General features: G+C 63.7%; 10 protein-coding genes. 6 read left to right on the top strand and 4 right to left on the bottom strand.

From position 1 onward, the window contains the following. Nucleotides 1-157 precede the first annotated feature (157 nt). On the top strand, nt 158-1,111 hold the full coding sequence (locus ABD919_RS17215) for a mechanosensitive ion channel family protein (RefSeq protein ID WP_345237285.1): 954 nt from the start codon (nt 158-160) through the stop codon (nt 1,109-1,111). Between the two features lie 88 nt (nt 1,112-1,199). Here the strand turns inward: ABD919_RS17215 and treF are convergent, their stop codons facing one another. From treF to ABD919_RS17200, 3 genes are all read right to left on the bottom strand, one after another. Then, entirely contained in the window at nt 1,200-2,744 is a 1,545-nt protein-coding gene (gene treF, locus ABD919_RS17210) for an alpha,alpha-trehalase TreF (RefSeq protein ID WP_345237283.1), read from the bottom strand. 63 nt (nt 2,745-2,807) lie between these two features. Continuing rightward, nucleotides 2,808-4,139, bottom strand: a complete 1,332-nt coding sequence (locus tag ABD919_RS17205; RefSeq protein ID WP_345237282.1) for a sensor histidine kinase — start codon at nt 4,137-4,139, stop codon at nt 2,808-2,810. Beyond that, nucleotides 4,136-4,831: a response regulator transcription factor gene (locus tag ABD919_RS17200; RefSeq protein WP_345237281.1), complete on the bottom strand. Its 696-nt coding sequence runs from the start codon at nt 4,829-4,831 to the stop codon at nt 4,136-4,138. The genes ABD919_RS17205 and ABD919_RS17200 overlap by 4 nt, the downstream gene beginning before the upstream one ends. A 300-nt stretch (nt 4,832-5,131) precedes the next feature. Here ABD919_RS17200 and ABD919_RS17195 point away from each other — a divergent pair, with 300 nt between their 5' ends. The 5 genes from ABD919_RS17195 to ABD919_RS17175 all read left to right on the top strand — a co-directional run bounded on the left by ABD919_RS17195 (nt 5,132) and on the right by ABD919_RS17175 (nt 12,215). Continuing rightward, nucleotides 5,132-6,223, top strand: a complete 1,092-nt coding sequence (locus ABD919_RS17195) for an efflux RND transporter periplasmic adaptor subunit (RefSeq protein ID WP_345237280.1) — start codon at nt 5,132-5,134, stop codon at nt 6,221-6,223. Between the two features lie 124 nt (nt 6,224-6,347). Then, nucleotides 6,348-9,536 (top strand): efflux RND transporter permease subunit, encoded by a 3,189-nt coding sequence (locus ABD919_RS17190; RefSeq protein ID WP_345237279.1) that lies wholly within the window; start codon nt 6,348-6,350, stop codon nt 9,534-9,536. Continuing rightward, entirely contained in the window at nt 9,529-10,968 is a 1,440-nt protein-coding gene (locus tag ABD919_RS17185) for a TolC family protein (protein WP_345237278.1), read from the top strand. The genes ABD919_RS17190 and ABD919_RS17185 overlap by 8 nt, the downstream gene beginning before the upstream one ends. A gap of 249 nt (nt 10,969-11,217) precedes the next feature. Beyond that, a complete protein-coding gene (gene parS, locus ABD919_RS17180) occupies nt 11,218-11,661 on the top strand; it encodes a type II RES/Xre toxin-antitoxin system antitoxin (protein WP_345237277.1) in 444 nt (147 codons plus the stop codon). 101 nt (nt 11,662-11,762) lie between these two features. Then, on the top strand, nt 11,763-12,215 hold the full coding sequence (locus ABD919_RS17175; protein ID WP_345237276.1) for an RES family NAD+ phosphorylase: 453 nt from the start codon (nt 11,763-11,765) through the stop codon (nt 12,213-12,215). A 141-nt stretch (nt 12,216-12,356) separates the two neighbouring features. Here the strand turns inward: ABD919_RS17175 and ABD919_RS17170 are convergent, their stop codons facing one another. Next, nucleotides 12,357-15,482, bottom strand: coding sequence for a T9SS-dependent M36 family metallopeptidase (locus tag ABD919_RS17170; protein ID WP_345237275.1), 3,126 nt, complete (start codon nt 15,480-15,482; stop codon nt 12,357-12,359). Nucleotides 15,483-15,525: the final 43 nt, after the last annotated feature.

The following is a 15,525-nucleotide window of genomic DNA, read 5'->3' as shown; positions in this document are numbered from 1 at the left end:
AACCCTTCTGTTTGGAGACGATGCCAAGGTTGAGTTTAACCTTTTGCCAGCCGGCTGGGTATAGACAGACCATGCTATGACCATCGCGCTCCACTTGGCTATTCCGCTTGTCGGGGTGTTAAGGCGGGGCTGACCAAGCTCTGTAACCCCCGTGCCTATGGATTTCTCGATTGCCTGGCAAAAGCTCAACCAGATTGGCCGTGACCTGATGGCGGCTCTGCCCAACGTAGCCTTTGGAATAGTTGCTTTTGTTCTGTTTATGCTACTGGCCCGGGGCGTGCGCGCCGGGGTGCAGCGCGTCACTCGCAAAAAGGGCAAACACCATAGCCTGTCGCTGCTGCTGAGCCGCCTGGCCTACGTGGCCATGCTGATTTTGGGCGTGCTGGTGGCCGTCACTATTATGCTGCCCGGCTTTACCCCGGCCAGCCTGGTCAGCGCCCTGGGCGTGGGCGGCATTGCCATTGGCTTTGCATTCAAGGACATCTTTCAGAACTTCCTGGCGGGCATCCTGCTGCTGCTCACCGAGCCGTTTAAAATTGAAGACCAGATAAAGTACAAGGACTTTGAGGGGACGGTGGAGTCTATTCAGACCCGCGCCACCACCATTAAAACCTACGACGGTCGCCGCGTGGTGATTCCCAACGCCGAGCTCTTTACCAACGCCGTAACCGTGAACACGGCGTATGAGATGCGCCGCCTGCAGTACGACATCGGCATCGGCTACGGCGACGACATTGCCCGGGCCCGCGAGCTGATGCTTGAAGCCATGCGCGGTGTGGAGGGCGTGCTGACCGACCCCGGCCCCGAGGTGCTGGTGGTGGAGCTGGCCGACAGCACCGTGAACCTGCGCGCCCGCTGGTGGGTGAACCCGCCCCGCCGCGCCGATGTGATGGATGCCCAGGACAAAGTGCTGGAAGCCGTGAAAAATAAGCTGACCGAAGCGGGCATCGACCTGCCCTTTCCCACCCAGCAAATTCTGTTTCACGACCAGACCGAGGTTACCGACGGTGACCGGCGCCGGCAGCGCGAAGGCTGGCCCGCCGGCCCCGGCGATGTGCCCGAAGCCCGCGCGTCGGTGCCGCCGCTCGCGCCCCAGCCGGTGGAGGAGTAAGCCGGGAAGGGCATGCACGCGGCGCCGGCCGCCGCGCCTGCCATGGCCCGGCCCGGGCCTTGCGCAGCAAGCCGGGGCCTGCTGCCCTCTACCGCTTCGGACGTGGTTCCTGCTCATTCAGCAGCTTGAGCAGCACGCCATTGGTCCAGCCGAAGCCGTCCTGCAGCGGGTATTCGCCGCCGCCGGCCGGGCGGCTCAGGTCCAATATGTTGTACTTCTCCAGCAGCTTGCCGGTTTGCTGAAACACGCGCAGGTTCAGGCGGGCCCAGCGGGCCGCTACCGTGTCGGCTAGCGCCGGCTGTTGGTAGCGGCGCAGGCCCACAATGGCCAGGTACTGCAGCGGGGCCCAGGCATTGGGCGCATCCCACTGCTGCCCGCTGCTGCGGGTGGTGGTAAGCAAGCCCCCCGGGGCTAGAAACTCCTGCCCCAGGCGGCGGGTGGCCAGGCGGGCCTGCTCAGGGGTGGCCACCCCGTACGTGAGCGGAAAAACCCCAGCCAGGGTACGCCGCGTTGCCTGTTGGCGGCGCCGCAGGTTGTAGTCGACGTACCAGCCGGCGCGCTTGTCCCAGCAGTAGCGCCGAATGGCCCAGGTACGGGCCTGGGCCCGGCGCTCGTAGTCGGCAGCCTCGCGGGCTTGCCCGGCCAGCCGGTGGGCGCGGGCCAGGGTTTGCTCCAGCACCAGCAGCAGGCAGTTCAAATCAACGGGTACCAGGTCGGTGGTGTGGATGCTGGCCAGCGTGCCCTCGGGCCCGAACCAGCGGGTGCTGAAGTCCCAGCCGGAGGCCGCCGCGGCCCGCACGTGGCGGTAGAACACCGGCGCCGGCTGGGTGCTGAGCCGTGCCGCTTCCACGTCTTCGCGGTACGACTCCTCCCGGGGCTGGTCGGAGTCGTCCCAGTAGCGGTTGAGCGTTTCCCCGCCGGGCATGCGTGCCACGCGGCGAGTGGCCTGCCCGGGCTTCAGCGAGTCGGCGCCGGCCATCCAGTAGCCATACTCGCGCTCCAGGGCCGGGCGGTAGCGGGCCAGCACGGCGGCCGAGTCGGCATTCTGGGTTAGCAGGCCCACCATCTGGGCGAAAAAAGGGGGCTGGGAGCGGGTGAGGTAATAGGTGCGGTTGCCATTTGGCACGAAGCCGCGCTCCCGGATAAGGTAGGCGAAGTTGTCGGCCATGGCCTGCAGCAGCGCCGTGCGCCCGGCCTCGCGCAGCCCCAGCATGGTGAAGTAGGAGTCCCAGTAGTACACCTCGCGGAAGCGGCCGCCTGGCACTACGTAAGGGTGGGGCAGGGGAAGCAGCGAGGAGTAGGGCGGGGCCGTGGCCTGGGCCGGGCGGCGCAGCACCGTCCAGAGCGTGTCGAGGTGGGCGCGGATGCCGCCGGCCACGTTGCTGCGGTAGCTGGCCGTGTCGGTGGGCGGCAGGTAGAAATAGCGCCGGGTAAAGGCCTTCAGGTCGAAGCCCGGCTGGTCTTTTTCCCGCTGGTAGGCTCCCAGTACCGTGGCCGGGGGCTCCTGGGGCAGCATATCCACGAAGGTTTTACCATCGGCATACACCTGGCCCAGCTGCACGGCTTCGAACAGCCCGGGGTAGAGCTGTCGCGGGGAGGGCTGGGCCTGGGCGCTCAGGCAGAGGGCAAGCAAACAACCGGGAAGGGTACTTCTCATGTTCTGCTTAACGGCGCACTCCCATGCGGGTTTGGTCCGTTAGCTTTCGGCGGGAAGCACCTGCTGCCAGCCCAGGGTGAAGGTGGTGCCCGTGTCGTCGGACGCTACCCGCAGCTGCAGGCCGTGGAAGTCGGCAATGGTGCTCACCAGCGCCAGGCCCAGCCCGTGCCCTTCGGTGCTGCCCGCGTGCACCCGCCGGAAGCGCTTGAACACCTGCGGCAGCTGCCCGGCCGGGATGGGCGGCCCCGTGTTGTGAATGCGCAGCTCGTAGTGCCCATCGGCTAGCGCCTCGCCCTGCAGGGTGATGCGGCCATTGGGCTCGTTGTACTTGGTGGCGTTGCTGAGCAGGTTGTAGAACAGCGTGAACAGCAGGGCGCGGTTGCCGTTGGGTACGGCCGGCGCGCCCTGCAGCTGTCGCTGTACGGTGAGGCCGCGGTCGAGCAGCCGGTCTTCGAGCTCCTCCAGGGCTTCGTCGAGCAGCCCGGCCACGGGCACCTGCTCGGTGCGCGGGTACTGGCCGTTTTCTACGCGGGAGATGAGCAGCAGGGTACGCAGGGTGGCCGTGAGGCGCTGCAGGGTTTTCTGCGAAGCCACCAGCTGCAGCTCCGCTTCCTCGGGCAGGTTTTCGGCCTGCAGCATGTTTTCGAAGCGGTTTTGCAGGATGGAAATGGGCGTGAGCAGCTCGTGCGAGGCGTTGGCGATAAACTCCCGCTCCTGCTCAAACACCGTCCGGATGGTTTCCAGCATCTGCTGAATGCTGTCGTCGAGGTACTGAAAGTCGGAAGTGCTGGTGTGCAGCGGCGGGAGCGGGGCCGCCGCCGGGCTGCGCACCGACCGCAGCCGGGCCACCATCTGGTCGAAGGGCCGCAGCAGCTGGCCGATAACACCCAGCTCAAGCAGCAGCGTGCTCAGCACGGCAATCAGCAGGGCGTAGCCGGCCAGGGTACGCAGCAGGCTGTGCACGTCTTCAATCGACTCGATGCTCTTGCCGATTTCGAGCACGTAGCTCCGGCCGTTTTGCCGCAGCTGGTGCCGCAGCACCCGGAAGTCGACCAGCCGGTCGTACTGCCGCCGCGGCAGGGTGGCCAGGGTGTCGTACTCCGTGGTGCCGGCCGCGGGCCGCAGCTCGATGTACTCGTCCTGCAGCAGGTCGTAGTGCACGTGGCCGTTTTCCAGGGCCCGCGGCAGAAACTCGGCCACGCCCACGGTGCTGATGCGCGCCTGCACGCGGCGCAGCTCCTTGTGCAGGGCCTGGTCGGTGTGGCTCAGGGCCAGGGCCTGCACCAGCCAGGGCAGCACGAGCAGCAGCAAAGCCGCCATCAGGGCCTTGGATAGGGTGCTGAGCAGCACCAGCTTCTGGCGCAGCCTCATGCCTCGGGCGTGCTGCGCAGGCGGTAGCCCACGCCGCGCACGGTCTCAAGCCAGTCGCCGGCCGCGTGGGCCGCCAGCTTGCGGCGCAGGTTTTTCACGTGCACGTCGATGAAGTTGGAGTCGCGCTCGTCGCTTTCGCTCAGCAGCGTGCCCCAGATGTGCTCGCTCAGCTGCAGGCGGGTGAGCACCTTGTGGCGGTGCAGCAGCAGGTAGTGCAGCAGGTCGAACTCCTTTTTGGTGATGAGCACGTCGGTATCGCCGTGGCGCAGGGTGCGGTCGCTCACATTCAGCGTGAAAGGGCCGAACTCGAGCACGTCCTGCCGCACGCCGTGCTTGAGCCGGGTGATGGCCTGCATGCGCGACACCAGCTCGAGCAGGGAGTAGGGCTTGGGCAGGTAGTCGTCGGCGCCCAGGTCCAGGCCCTTGATGCGGTCGTCGACGCTGCCGCGGGCGCTCAGGATAAGGATGGACGCCTGCTGGTTGCGCTCCCGGCGGGCATCGGCCAGCAGCTGCAGCCCGTCCTGGTCGGGCAGGCCCAGGTCGAGCAGCACGAAGTCGTACTCGTTGACGAACAGCTTTTCGGAAGCCTCGCGGCCGGTGCGGGCAAAGTCGCAATGGTACCGCTCGTTGTGCAGGTACAAACCCAGCTCGCGCGCCAGGGCGCGGTCGTCTTCTACAATCAATACATTCAAGGCCGCAGGGGTGGGAAAGGCAGGAGGGATGAGGAAACGAAATTAAGGGTCTAACTCAGGTTGCGAGCCGGGTTGCTGGCGCGGGGCAGCGCCCTCAGGGTACGGCCCCGCGCCAGCATCAGTCCCGCACGCAACCTGAGCTGAGCCAGTAGCGGCATTTCCTCATGAAATATTCATGGTAGTGGAGGGTGCTTTGCAGCCGAATTCGGGACCCTGCATGCGTTGCCCGCAGCACCAATAGGAGCAAGGCGCCCGCGCCGGCTTAGCCCCACAACCTCCATTTCTACCCACAAGGTTTTTATGAAACCAACATTCCCGTTCCTACTCGCCGGTTTTAGTGCCCTGTTTGGCAGTGCCGGCTGCTCGAAGCAGCACGAGGAAAAGGAAGAGCCCATCAAGTTTCTCGTCACCAGCCCGCTGCAGCAGGATACGACCATTACCAAGGATTACGTGGCCCAGATTCACGCTTTCCAGCACATCGAGCTGCGGGCGCTGGAAAAAGGATACCTGGAAAAGATATTCGTCGACGAAGGACAGCGGGTGGAGAAAGGGCAGCTCATGTTTCAGATTCTGCCCACGCTCTACCAGGCCGAGCTGAAAAAAGCCCAGGCCGAGGCCAGCTTCGTGAACATTGAGTACCAGAACACCAAGAAGCTGGCCGACGGCAACATCGTGTCGGGCAATGAGCTGGCTTTATCGCAGGCCAAGCTGGAAAAAGCCCGGGCCGAAGTAGCGCTGGCCCAGGCCCACCTGGGTTTCACCACCATCCGGGCCCCGTTCAGCGGCATCATGGACCACTTCCGGGCCCGGCTGGGCAGCCTCGTGGACGAAGGGGATTTGCTCACCACGCTGTCGGACAACCGCAAGATGTGGGTGTACTACAACGTGCCGGAGGCCGAGTACCTGGCCTACCAGGCCCACCACGCCGCCACCGACACCCCCATGCACGTGCAGCTGCGCATGGCCAACAACGAGGTGTTTGACTACCCTGGGGTGGTTCAAACCATTGAGGCCGACTTTAACAGTGAAACCGGCAACATCGCCTTCCGCGCCACCTTCCCCAACCCCAAAGGCCTGCTGCGTAACGGCGAAACCGGCTCGGTGCTGATGACCGTGCCGCTGCCCCACGCGCTGATTGTGCCGCAAAAGGCCACGTTCGAAGTGCTGGAGAAGAAGTTTATGTACGTCGTCGACAGCCGCAGCGTGGTGCACCAGCGCGAAGTGACGGTAGCCGCCGAAATGCCCGACCTCTACATCCTTTCCTCCGGCCTGAAAGCCGGCGAAAAAATTATGCTCGAAGGCATCCGCAAAGTGAAGGACGGCGACAAAATCAGCTTCACTTACCAGGACCCCAAGGCGGTTATCTCCCATCTGAAAACCTACTCGGAGTAGGGGCAGCCCCACCCCCGGCCCCTCCCCGGTGGGGAGGGGAGCCAGACGACACCCTCTCTGGGCTAGCTCCCCTCCCTTTTGGGGAGGGGCCGGGGGTGGGGTTTGCCGCCAAGCATTAATTCCTATGTTCTCAAAATTCCTTCGCCGGCCGGTTTTCGCCATCGTCATCTCGGTGGTCATCCTCTTCCTGGGCATGCTGGCCATCAATACCCTGCCTACCTCCCAGTTTCCGGAGATTTCGCCGCCCATGGTGATGGTGAGCACGGCCTACCCGGGCGCCAGCGCCAGGGTGCTCACCGAGTCGGTGCTCATCCCACTGGAGCAGGCCATCAACGGCGTGCCGGGCATGAAGTACATGACCTCCGACGCCGTGAGCGCCGGCGAGGCCAACATCCAGATTGTGTTCAACCTGGGCACCGACCCCGAGCAGGCCGTGGTGAACGTGAACACCCGCATTGCCCAGATTCTGAACCGTCTGCCGGTGCTGGTGCAGCGCGAGGGCGTGGTGGTGAACCGCGTGGTGCCTAACATGCTCATGTATGTGAACCTCTACAGCAAGGACAAGAATACCGACATGCGGTACCTCTTCAACTTTGCCGGGGTGAACATGCTGCCCGAAATCCAGCGCATAGCCGGCATCGGGCGGGCCAGCATTCTCGGCAGCCGGCAGTACGCCATGCGCGTGTGGCTCAAGCCCGACCGCATGCGGGCCTACAACATCTCCGTCGACGACGTGATGGAGGCCCTCAACGACCAGAGCGTGATTGGCTCGCCGGGCCGCATCGGCCGCTCCGACGGCAAGGAGGCCTCGGCGCTGGAGTACGTGCTGACTTACAAAGGCCGCTTTAACGACGTGGAGGAGTACAAGAACGTCATCATCAAGGCCAATGCCGAAGGGGAGACGCTGCGCCTCAAGGACGTGGCCACCGTGGAGCTGGGCTCGGAGTTCTACGACATCTACTCCAACCTCGACGGCTACCCCTCGGCGGCCATCATGCTCAAGCAAACCTACGGCTCGAACGCCGTGGAAGTCATTGCGCGGGTAAAGGCCAAGCTGGAAGAGCTGAAGCAGACCATGCCGCCGGGCATGGACTACAAAATCAGCTACGACGTGTCGAACTTCCTCGACGCCTCCATCGAAAATGTGATTCACACCCTGCGCGACGCCTTCATCCTGGTGGCGTTGGTGGTGTTCCTGTTCCTGGGCGACTGGCGCTCGACGCTTATTCCCATCCTGGCCGTGCCGGTGTCGCTGGTGGGAGCCTTCATGGCCATGCAGGCCTTTGGCATGACCATCAACATGATAACGCTCTTCGCCCTGGTGCTGGCCATCGGCATCGTGGTCGACGACGCCATTGTGGTGGTGGAGGCTGTGCACGCCAAGATGGAAGAAAAGCACCTCTCGCCCTACGGGGCGGTGCGCGAGGTGATTGGCGAAATCAGCGGCGCCATCATCGCCATCACCGTGCTGATGACGGCCGTGTTTGTGCCGGTGGCCTTCATGAGCGGCCCGGTGGGCATTTTCTACCGGCAGTTTTCCATCACCATGGCCTCGAGCATCGTCATCTCCGGCATCGTGGCCCTGACCCTGACGCCGGTGCTCTGCGCCATGATTCTGAAGAACACGCACGGGCGGCCCCGCCAGAAGTCGCCCATCAACCGGTTTATCGACTGGTTTAACCGCGGCTTCGAGCGCCTTACCGGGCGCTACACCAACATCCTGGGGAAGATTGTTGACCGCCGCCTGGTCACCTTTGGCCTGCTGCTGCTTTTTGGCGGCGGCATCTTCGGCCTCTCCACCACGCTGCCCGCGGGCTTTATTCCGGCCGAAGACCAGGGCATGCTCTACGCCATTATTCAAACCCCGCCGGGCTCCACGCTGGAGCGCACCAATGCCCTGTCGCAGCAGCTCTCCCGGCTGGCCAAGGAAGTGCCCGGGGTGGAAAGCATTTCCTCGCTGGCCGGCTACGAGGTGCTCACCGAAGGCCGCGGCTCCAACGCCGGCACCCTGCTGGTCGACCTCAAGCCCTGGGCCGAGCGCCAGCAGTCCATTCACGACATCGTGCTGGCCCTGGAAGAAAAAGCCAAGGAGATACCCGGGGCGACCATTGAGTTCTTCGAGCCGCCGGCAGTGCCCGGCTACGGCGCGGCGGGCGGCTTCCAGCTGCAGCTGCTCGACAAAACCAGCACCGGCGACTACAAGGCCCTGGAGCAGGTAAACGAGGAGTTTATGGCGGCCCTGAATAAGCGCCGGGAGCTCAGCGGCCTGTTCACCTTCTTCTCGGCCAACTACCCCCAGTACGAGCTGCAGATTGACAACCAGCTGGCCATGCAGAAGGGCGTGAGCATCGGCAACGCCATGAACAACCTGTCCATCATGATAGGCTCGACCTACGAGCTGGGCTTTATCAAGTACCAGCGCTTCTTCAAGGTGTTCGTGCAGGCTTCGCCCGAGTACCGCCGCCTGCCCAAGGATGTGCTGGACATGTGGGTGAAAAACGACAAAGGCGAGATGGTGCCCTACTCGGCCTTCATGAAAATCGTGAAAAGCCAGGGCGCCAACGAAATCAACCGCTACAACATGTACCCCACGGCGTCTATCCGCGGCGACGCGGCCCAGGGCTACAGCTCGGGCGAGGCCATCAAGGCGGTGCAGGAAGTGGCCGCCAAAACCCTGCCCCGGGGCTACGACATCGACTGGGGCGGCTTGTCGAAAGACGAGGTGAGCCGCGGCAACGAGGCCATCTACATTTTCCTGGTCGTGCTGGGCTTCGTGTACCTGGTGCTGGCTGCCCAGTACGAAAGCTTCCTGCTGCCGCTGGCCGTCATCTTCTCCCTGCCGGCGGGCATCTTCGGCTCTTTCCTGCTGCTCAAGGTGCTGGGCCTGGCCAACAACATCTACGCCCAGGTGGGCCTGGTGATGCTGGTGGGTTTGCTGGGCAAAAACGCCGTGCTCATCGTGGAATTCGCGGTACAGAAGCACGAGGAGGGCATGACGGTGCGCGAGGCCGCCATCGAAGGCGCCAAGGTGCGCTTCCGGCCCATTCTCATGACCTCGTTCGCCTTTATCGCCGGGCTGATTCCGTTGGTGCTGGCCCACGGGGCCGGGGCCATCGGCAACCGCACCATTGGCACCTCGGCCCTGGGCGGCATGCTGTTCGGCACAGTATTCGGCGTCGTCATCGTGCCCGGCCTGTACTACATCTTCGGCTCGCTGGCCGAAGGCCGCCAGCTTATCCGCGACGAGAACGAGCATCCCTTAACTGAGTTTGAACCGCACGTAACCATAGCAGAAGTTGAGTCACATGCTTAAGCAACGCCTCTACCAGGGCCTGGGCGCCGCCCTGCTCACGCTGGCCGTGGGCGCCTGCAAAACCCCCGCGCTGGTGCAGAAAACGGAAAGCCGCACCGTACCAGCCAGCTACGTGGGCAGCCCGGCGGACTCGGCCAGCTACGCCGGCCGGCTGCGCTGGCAGCAGCTCTTCACCGACCCCCACCTGGTGGCCCTGATTGACACTGCCCTGCAACACAACCAGGAGCTGAACATCACCCGGCAGGAAATCGACATTGCCCGGCAGGAGGTGCGCGCCCGCCAGGGCGAGTACCTGCCCACCGTGGGCCTGGGCCTGGCCACGGAGGTGGAGAAGGCCGGGCGCTACACCCTGCAGGGCGCCGTGGAGGAAAGCACCGAAATCAAGCCCGCCCAGCACATGCCCGAGCCCCTGTCCAATTTCCGGGTGGGTGCCGTGGCGGCCTGGGAGGTGGACGTCTGGCGCAAGCTGCGCAACGCTAAAAAAGCGGCGGCCCTGCGCTACCTGGCCTCGGTGGAGGGCCGCAACTTCGCGGTGACCAACCTGGTGGCCGAAATTGCCGGCTCCTACTACGAGCTGCTGGCCCTCGACAACCAGCTGCTCATCGTCCGGCAAAACATCGACCTGCAGAACAACGCGCTCAAGGCCATGCGCCTGCAGAAGGAAGCCGCCCGCGTTACTGAGCTGGCCGTGCGCCGCTTCGAGGCCCAGGTGCACCACACGCAGAGCCTGCAGTACGGCCTGCAGCAGCGCATCATTGAAACCGAGAACCGGCTGAACTTCCTGCTGGGGCGCTACCCGCAGCCCATTGCCCGCAACAGCGACGCCCTCAGCAGCCTGCTGCCCCAGGCCCTGCAGGCCGGAGTGCCCGCGCAGCTGCTGCAAAACCGGCCCGACATCCGGCAGGCCGAGCAAAACCTGGCGGCGGCCAAGCTCGACGTGCAGGTGGCCCGCGCCAACTTCTACCCGGCCCTGCGCATCACCGGGGCCGTCGGGGCCGCGGCCTTCCAGCCCGGCCTGCTGGCCAGCCTGCCCGAGTCGGCCCTGTGGTCGCTGGGCGGCGACCTGTTCGCGCCGCTCGTCAACCGCAACGGCATCAAGGCCCTGTACTACGGCGCCAACGCCCGCCAGACCCAGGCCGTGTACCACTACGAGCGCACCGTGCTGAATGCCTACCTCGAAGTAGCCAATCAGCTGGCCAGCATCAGCAACCTGGACAAGAGCTACGCCGAGCAGGCCCGGCAGGTACAGGCCCTCAACGAGTCGGTAACCATCTCCAACAGCCTCTTCAGCTCGGCCAGGGCCGACTACACGGAAGTGCTGCTCACCCAGCGCGAGGCCCTGGAATCGAAGGTTGACCTCGTTGAAACCAGGATGCAGCAATTGCAGGCCTCGGTAAGCGTATACCGCGCCCTGGGCGGCGGCTGGCGCTAAGTGCCTATCCCAAGGTAGAAAAAAGAACGGTCATGCTGAACGCAGTGAAGCATCGCTACCGCTTCGTTGAACGGCCCAGACGAAGCAGTAGAGATGCTTCACTGCGTTCAGCATGACGCCCTATTTGGATAGCCTCTAAGTGCCGGCTGCTGGCGCTAAGTGCCTGCTGCTGGCGCGAGGGAACGAAAAGAACCTTTTTCCGTTTATTCAGGAAAAACTTCCCATATTTGGGTCCTAATCCCTCCGCTCATGGTCACGACTGCCGTTCATTCGCCCGCACCTTTCCCGCCCGCCCTGGCCGGGTTCGAGCGCACCGTTACCGACTCCTTTGCCCTGGTGATGGAGGCCCGCAGCGGCGTACTGGCCAAAGCCGCCTTCGACGTGGCCGGCCTGCTGCTGCTCAGCGCCGACGAGCTGGCCGAGCTGCTGCACACCACCACCAAAACGCTGCGCACCTACCGCACGGCCCGCAAGCGCCTCAGCCCCGCCGCCAGCGAGCAGGTGCTCAAGCTGCTGGCCCTGGCCCGGCAGGGCGAGGAAGTATTCGGCAGCCCCGCCGCCTTCCGCCGCTGGCTGGAAAAGCCCGCCTACGGCCTCGACAACCAGCCCCCCCTGGCCCTGCTCGAAACCAGCGGCGGCATCGACCTGGTAGCCGACGAAGTAGCCCGCATCGCCTACGGGGATTTTGCGTGATTATAGTTGTCAGTTGTTCGTTGTCAGTTGTCAGCTTGTTCTAGCAAAGCAGCCATCAGAACGACCTGACAACTGACAACGAACAACTAACAACTAAGCAAGTGGAAGTCTACCGCATCTGCCTGGCCAAGTACGCTGGCGAGCTGGTGGCCTCGGGCAACCCCGGGCGCTGGAACCTGCGCGGGCAGATGGTGCTGTACGCGGCCGGCAGCCGCGCCCTGGCTTGCCTCGAAAACGTGGTGCACCGCAGCGGCGAAGGCCTCAACAGCCTGTTCAAAGTCGTCGTCATCCACATTCCGGATACGCTGGCAATAGAGGAGCTGCCCCTGGACCAGCTGCCGCCCGACTGGGCCTCGCCGCGCAGCTACGCCCAGTGCCAGCCCCTGGGCGCCGAGTGGTACGGCCGCCGCAGCGCCGCCGTGCTGCGCGTGCCCTCGTCCATCATCGCCTTCGAGCACAATTACGTGCTCAACACCCGCCACCCGGACTTCGGGCAGATTCGAATCACCGGCTGGGAGGATTTTGTGTTTGACCCGCGCATCAAAGGCGAGTAAGGCTGACTGCTGCTGAGAAGCTTTTGCAGAGCCCCTTGAGCAGACGCAGGCAGATAAGCTATTTGAGTAAGCTCTAAAAACAAAAACCGGGGCCGTGCCTTGGCACGACCCCGGTTGTAGCAGCCAGTGGCCTGCTTTTCCTTAGTTTCTGAATTGAACGCGGGTAAACTGGTTTTCCTGGCCCGTGACGAGGCGTACGATGTAGACGTCGCCGGTTAAGCGGCCTTTGTTGAACGGCAGGCTGAAGTGCTGGCCGGCGGCCCCGGAGCCTTCGCCCAGCACCGCTACCACCGTTCCCTGCATGTTCAGCACCTCCACGCGGTAGGTACCGGCCTCGCGCAGCGAGAAGGAGATGTCTGTCGATTCCACTGCGGGGTTCGGGGTGCTGATTAGCTTGTTTTCGGCGTGCTGCGCGGCAAACGAGTCATTCCCGGGAATAATATCGCAGTTCCCCAGCATATCGCCGTGGTTTATGTGGTTCTGCACATCGCTGGGGCTTAAGCACTTCGTGTCCTTGTCGCCGTGGCAAACCAGCACCTTGTCGTTGGCTGGGCCGCAGCGTACGTCAACCACGTTAATGATTACCGACTCCGAGGCGCTGCAGTTATTGCTGTTCACCGACGTTACCGTCAGGCTGTACGCGCCGGGTGCCGTAGGCGAGAAAAGCGGGTTGGCAATGTTCGCATTGCTCAGGCCCGCGGCGGGGCTCCAGGTATAGCGCACTGTGCCGGCACTGCTGCTGCTGGCCTGCAGCTGTACACTCTGCGGGCCGTAACCCAGGTAGATGGTGGTTACCGGGCCGTTGGTCCGCACGTTTGAAGTGGGCAGTACGGCAATGGTGGGGGCTGCGCAGGCGTAGACGGGGGGCAGGTCGAAGGCTTCCACCTGGTCGGTGCGGCTGGTGTTCAGGCCCTGCTGGGCACTGAAGCCCAGGCCGCGCCGGGCAAACACTTTCCAAATCAGCTGCTGGTTGGCTCCGCCGTAGTTGGCGCGGTCGGCGGCCAGAATGGCGTTGCGGGCATCCACAAAGCCGGGCTTGCACACCTGCAGCTTCAAGCCGTCGATAACCAGCTGCATGGCCATGTTATTGCCCGCGGTGCCGGTATACAGGTTGGCGTCGAAGCCATACTTGTCAACAAACGCCCAGGTCATGTCCCAGAGCATGGTGGCCCACACAAAGCCCACGCCGTGCGGCTGCGTGAGCACGGGGTTGTTGGTGGCGCCGTAGGTGTAGCTGTTCACCGCGAAATCGGTGCTGTAGGGCGAAGGACGGATGCCGCGGCCCGAGGTGGGCTGGTTCTGTACGTAGGTGCCGATGCCGCGGGGCTTGCTGCTGGTGTCGCCGGCTTTCATGGTCAGCATCAGGCCAAACCAGTCGCTCCAGCCTTCACCGCCCTGCTCCGCGTTGTTGAGGCAGCTTGAGTTGCCCGGGCCGCCGGTGAGGCGGGTGGAGATGCCGTGGCCGTACTCGTGCGCGATAATGCCGTTGTCGAAGTCGCCGTCCAGCTCGGGCAGGCCGCCGCTGTTCTTCAGTACCACGTCTACCTGTGCGGCCGCATCGAGCTGCTGGCGGATAAGGCGGCCGGCTTCCATGCTAATCATCACGGCCGGAATGGTAATGGCGGGCGTAGGATTGGTGGGCGTGCCGCCCATGGTGATGGGGTCGCCGGCAATGTTGTTGATGACGACTACCGCAACGGCGCCAGCCTGCTGGGCGTTCTGCACCTTGTCGGAGAACGAGCAGTTGCCGCGGTACACCACCGCGATGTTGCCGCTGATGGCGGCGGCGTTGGTGTAGGTGCCGCAGCCTTCCTCGCTGATGCCCGGGGAAGCCGGCGGCGTGGTTTGCGCCAGCACGAGCTTGCCCGCCAGGGGCGTAGCAGTAAGGGGCCGGCTAAAGGAAGCCTCGCGCGCTGCGTAGGTGCCGGCGATGCCGGCCGGCGCTGTTACGCGGAACATCTGGGGGTCGGGCAGGCCGCTCCACAAATACATCTGCATGCGCGGGGCCTGGCCGTCGATGGGCGTAGCAAAGTTGGCGTTGTTGCGGGTAGCCAGCACATTGCGGCTGTCCTGTGCCTCGGCCATTACCTGGTCGCCGCCCAGGCCCTGCAGCGGGTTGGGATTGGTAGTCTGGAAGTTGCCGCTCACTTCGTCGAAGCCGTACTTGTACCAGATGTCGTGCATGATGTTGTTCATGTAAAACAGGTTGGTCGTGGCGGCATCCCGGTAGGTTACCGGCTGCTTGGTGAAGTCAACCGGGAAGTCGAAAAGCATGGAGGGGCCGGCATCGGGGCTGGAGCCGGGCGCGGGCACGTTGAGGTTGTCGGGGTCTTCGTAGGCATACACGTTGTTGCCGCGGGTGATGGAGAACGTGGTGCCGGGCAGGATGCTGTTCCAGCCCATGGGCGAAGCGGCGGCATCGGCCACCGAGGTGCTTACAAACGTGCGAGCCCCGTGCGAAGGCGTTTCAGTAGGAACGGCAAACACATTAAAGGCATTGGTGGTAGGGTTGGCAGCAACCGAGGAGAAGGAGAACGGGGCCGCTTCGGCGGAAGAGTGCAGGGCATGGCCGCCGGGGCCATCGTTTTCGAAGTTGCACTCCACCACCAGGTTGTCTTTGTCGAGTACGGCGCCCGTGCCGGCGTCAATCCGCACATTCCACCAGTTCCGCGCATCGAGCTCGTAGATGGAAACTTCCCAGGCCAGGGCCAGCCCGCCGCTGGCCAACGGCTGGTACACCAGCCGTGCCGAAATAGGGCGCAAAGAAATGCCGCCCGTAGTAAACGTGGCGGCGCGGCTGTTGCCCCGGCTTTGGGCAGTGATTTCAAGGGGAGCTTTCAGGGAAAGCTTAAGGTACTTGGCAACTTCGGCTACGGCCGAGAGGGCGTCGAGCTTGGGCTCTTTGGTCTTTGCTTTTTTCGCAATGTCCGTCTGAAAGCGGTTACCCAGGCTGATGAGCTGGCCGTCTTTGGCCACGTTGACATTGGTGAGGGCGCCGAAGATTTCAATGCCCTGGTAGCGCTGCTGAATGTAGTAGTGCTTCAGGCCGTTTTTCTTACTCGCGCTCTGGCTGCTCAGCACCACATCGGCGAGGTCTTCGTTGGAAAGCTGCAGTGCCTTCTGGCTTTTCCGGATGTGCTCAAGCGCGACCTGGGGCACTTGTTCCTTTTCAGAGCTGCCAGTGCTTTGGCTGTAAGCAGCCAGGTTGCCAGCCAGCAACCCCGCGACGAGCAAAGCCCGGGTTGCCTTAAGTATTATTCTTCTCATTACTTAATTGTAAAAAGTGGGGAATAAGATAGTTGATGACCAG

Origin of the sequence: Hymenobacter saemangeumensis (assembly GCF_039541835.1) — a bacterium.
Lineage (GTDB): Bacteria > Bacteroidota > Bacteroidia > Cytophagales > Hymenobacteraceae > Hymenobacter > Hymenobacter saemangeumensis.
Note: the sequence above shows the minus strand (reverse complement) of the source record. Positions and strands in the feature narration are given on the sequence as shown.

Excerpts from the sequence above, each read along its gene's own strand:
- ABD919_RS17215 (WP_345237285.1), top strand. The coding sequence starts at position 158 with ATGGATTTCTCGATTGCCTGGCAAAAGCTCAACCAGATTGGCCGTGAC.
- ABD919_RS17205 (WP_345237282.1), bottom strand. The coding sequence starts at position 4,139 with ATGAGGCTGCGCCAGAAGCTGGTGCTGCTCAGCACCCTATCCAAGGCC.
- ABD919_RS17195 (WP_345237280.1), top strand. The coding sequence starts at position 5,132 with ATGAAACCAACATTCCCGTTCCTACTCGCCGGTTTTAGTGCCCTGTTT.
- ABD919_RS17190 (WP_345237279.1), top strand. The coding sequence starts at position 6,348 with ATGTTCTCAAAATTCCTTCGCCGGCCGGTTTTCGCCATCGTCATCTCG.
- ABD919_RS17185 (WP_345237278.1), top strand. The coding sequence starts at position 9,529 with ATGCTTAAGCAACGCCTCTACCAGGGCCTGGGCGCCGCCCTGCTCACG.
- parS (WP_345237277.1), top strand. The coding sequence starts at position 11,218 with ATGGTCACGACTGCCGTTCATTCGCCCGCACCTTTCCCGCCCGCCCTG.
- ABD919_RS17170 (WP_345237275.1), bottom strand. The coding sequence starts at position 15,482 with ATGAGAAGAATAATACTTAAGGCAACCCGGGCTTTGCTCGTCGCGGGG.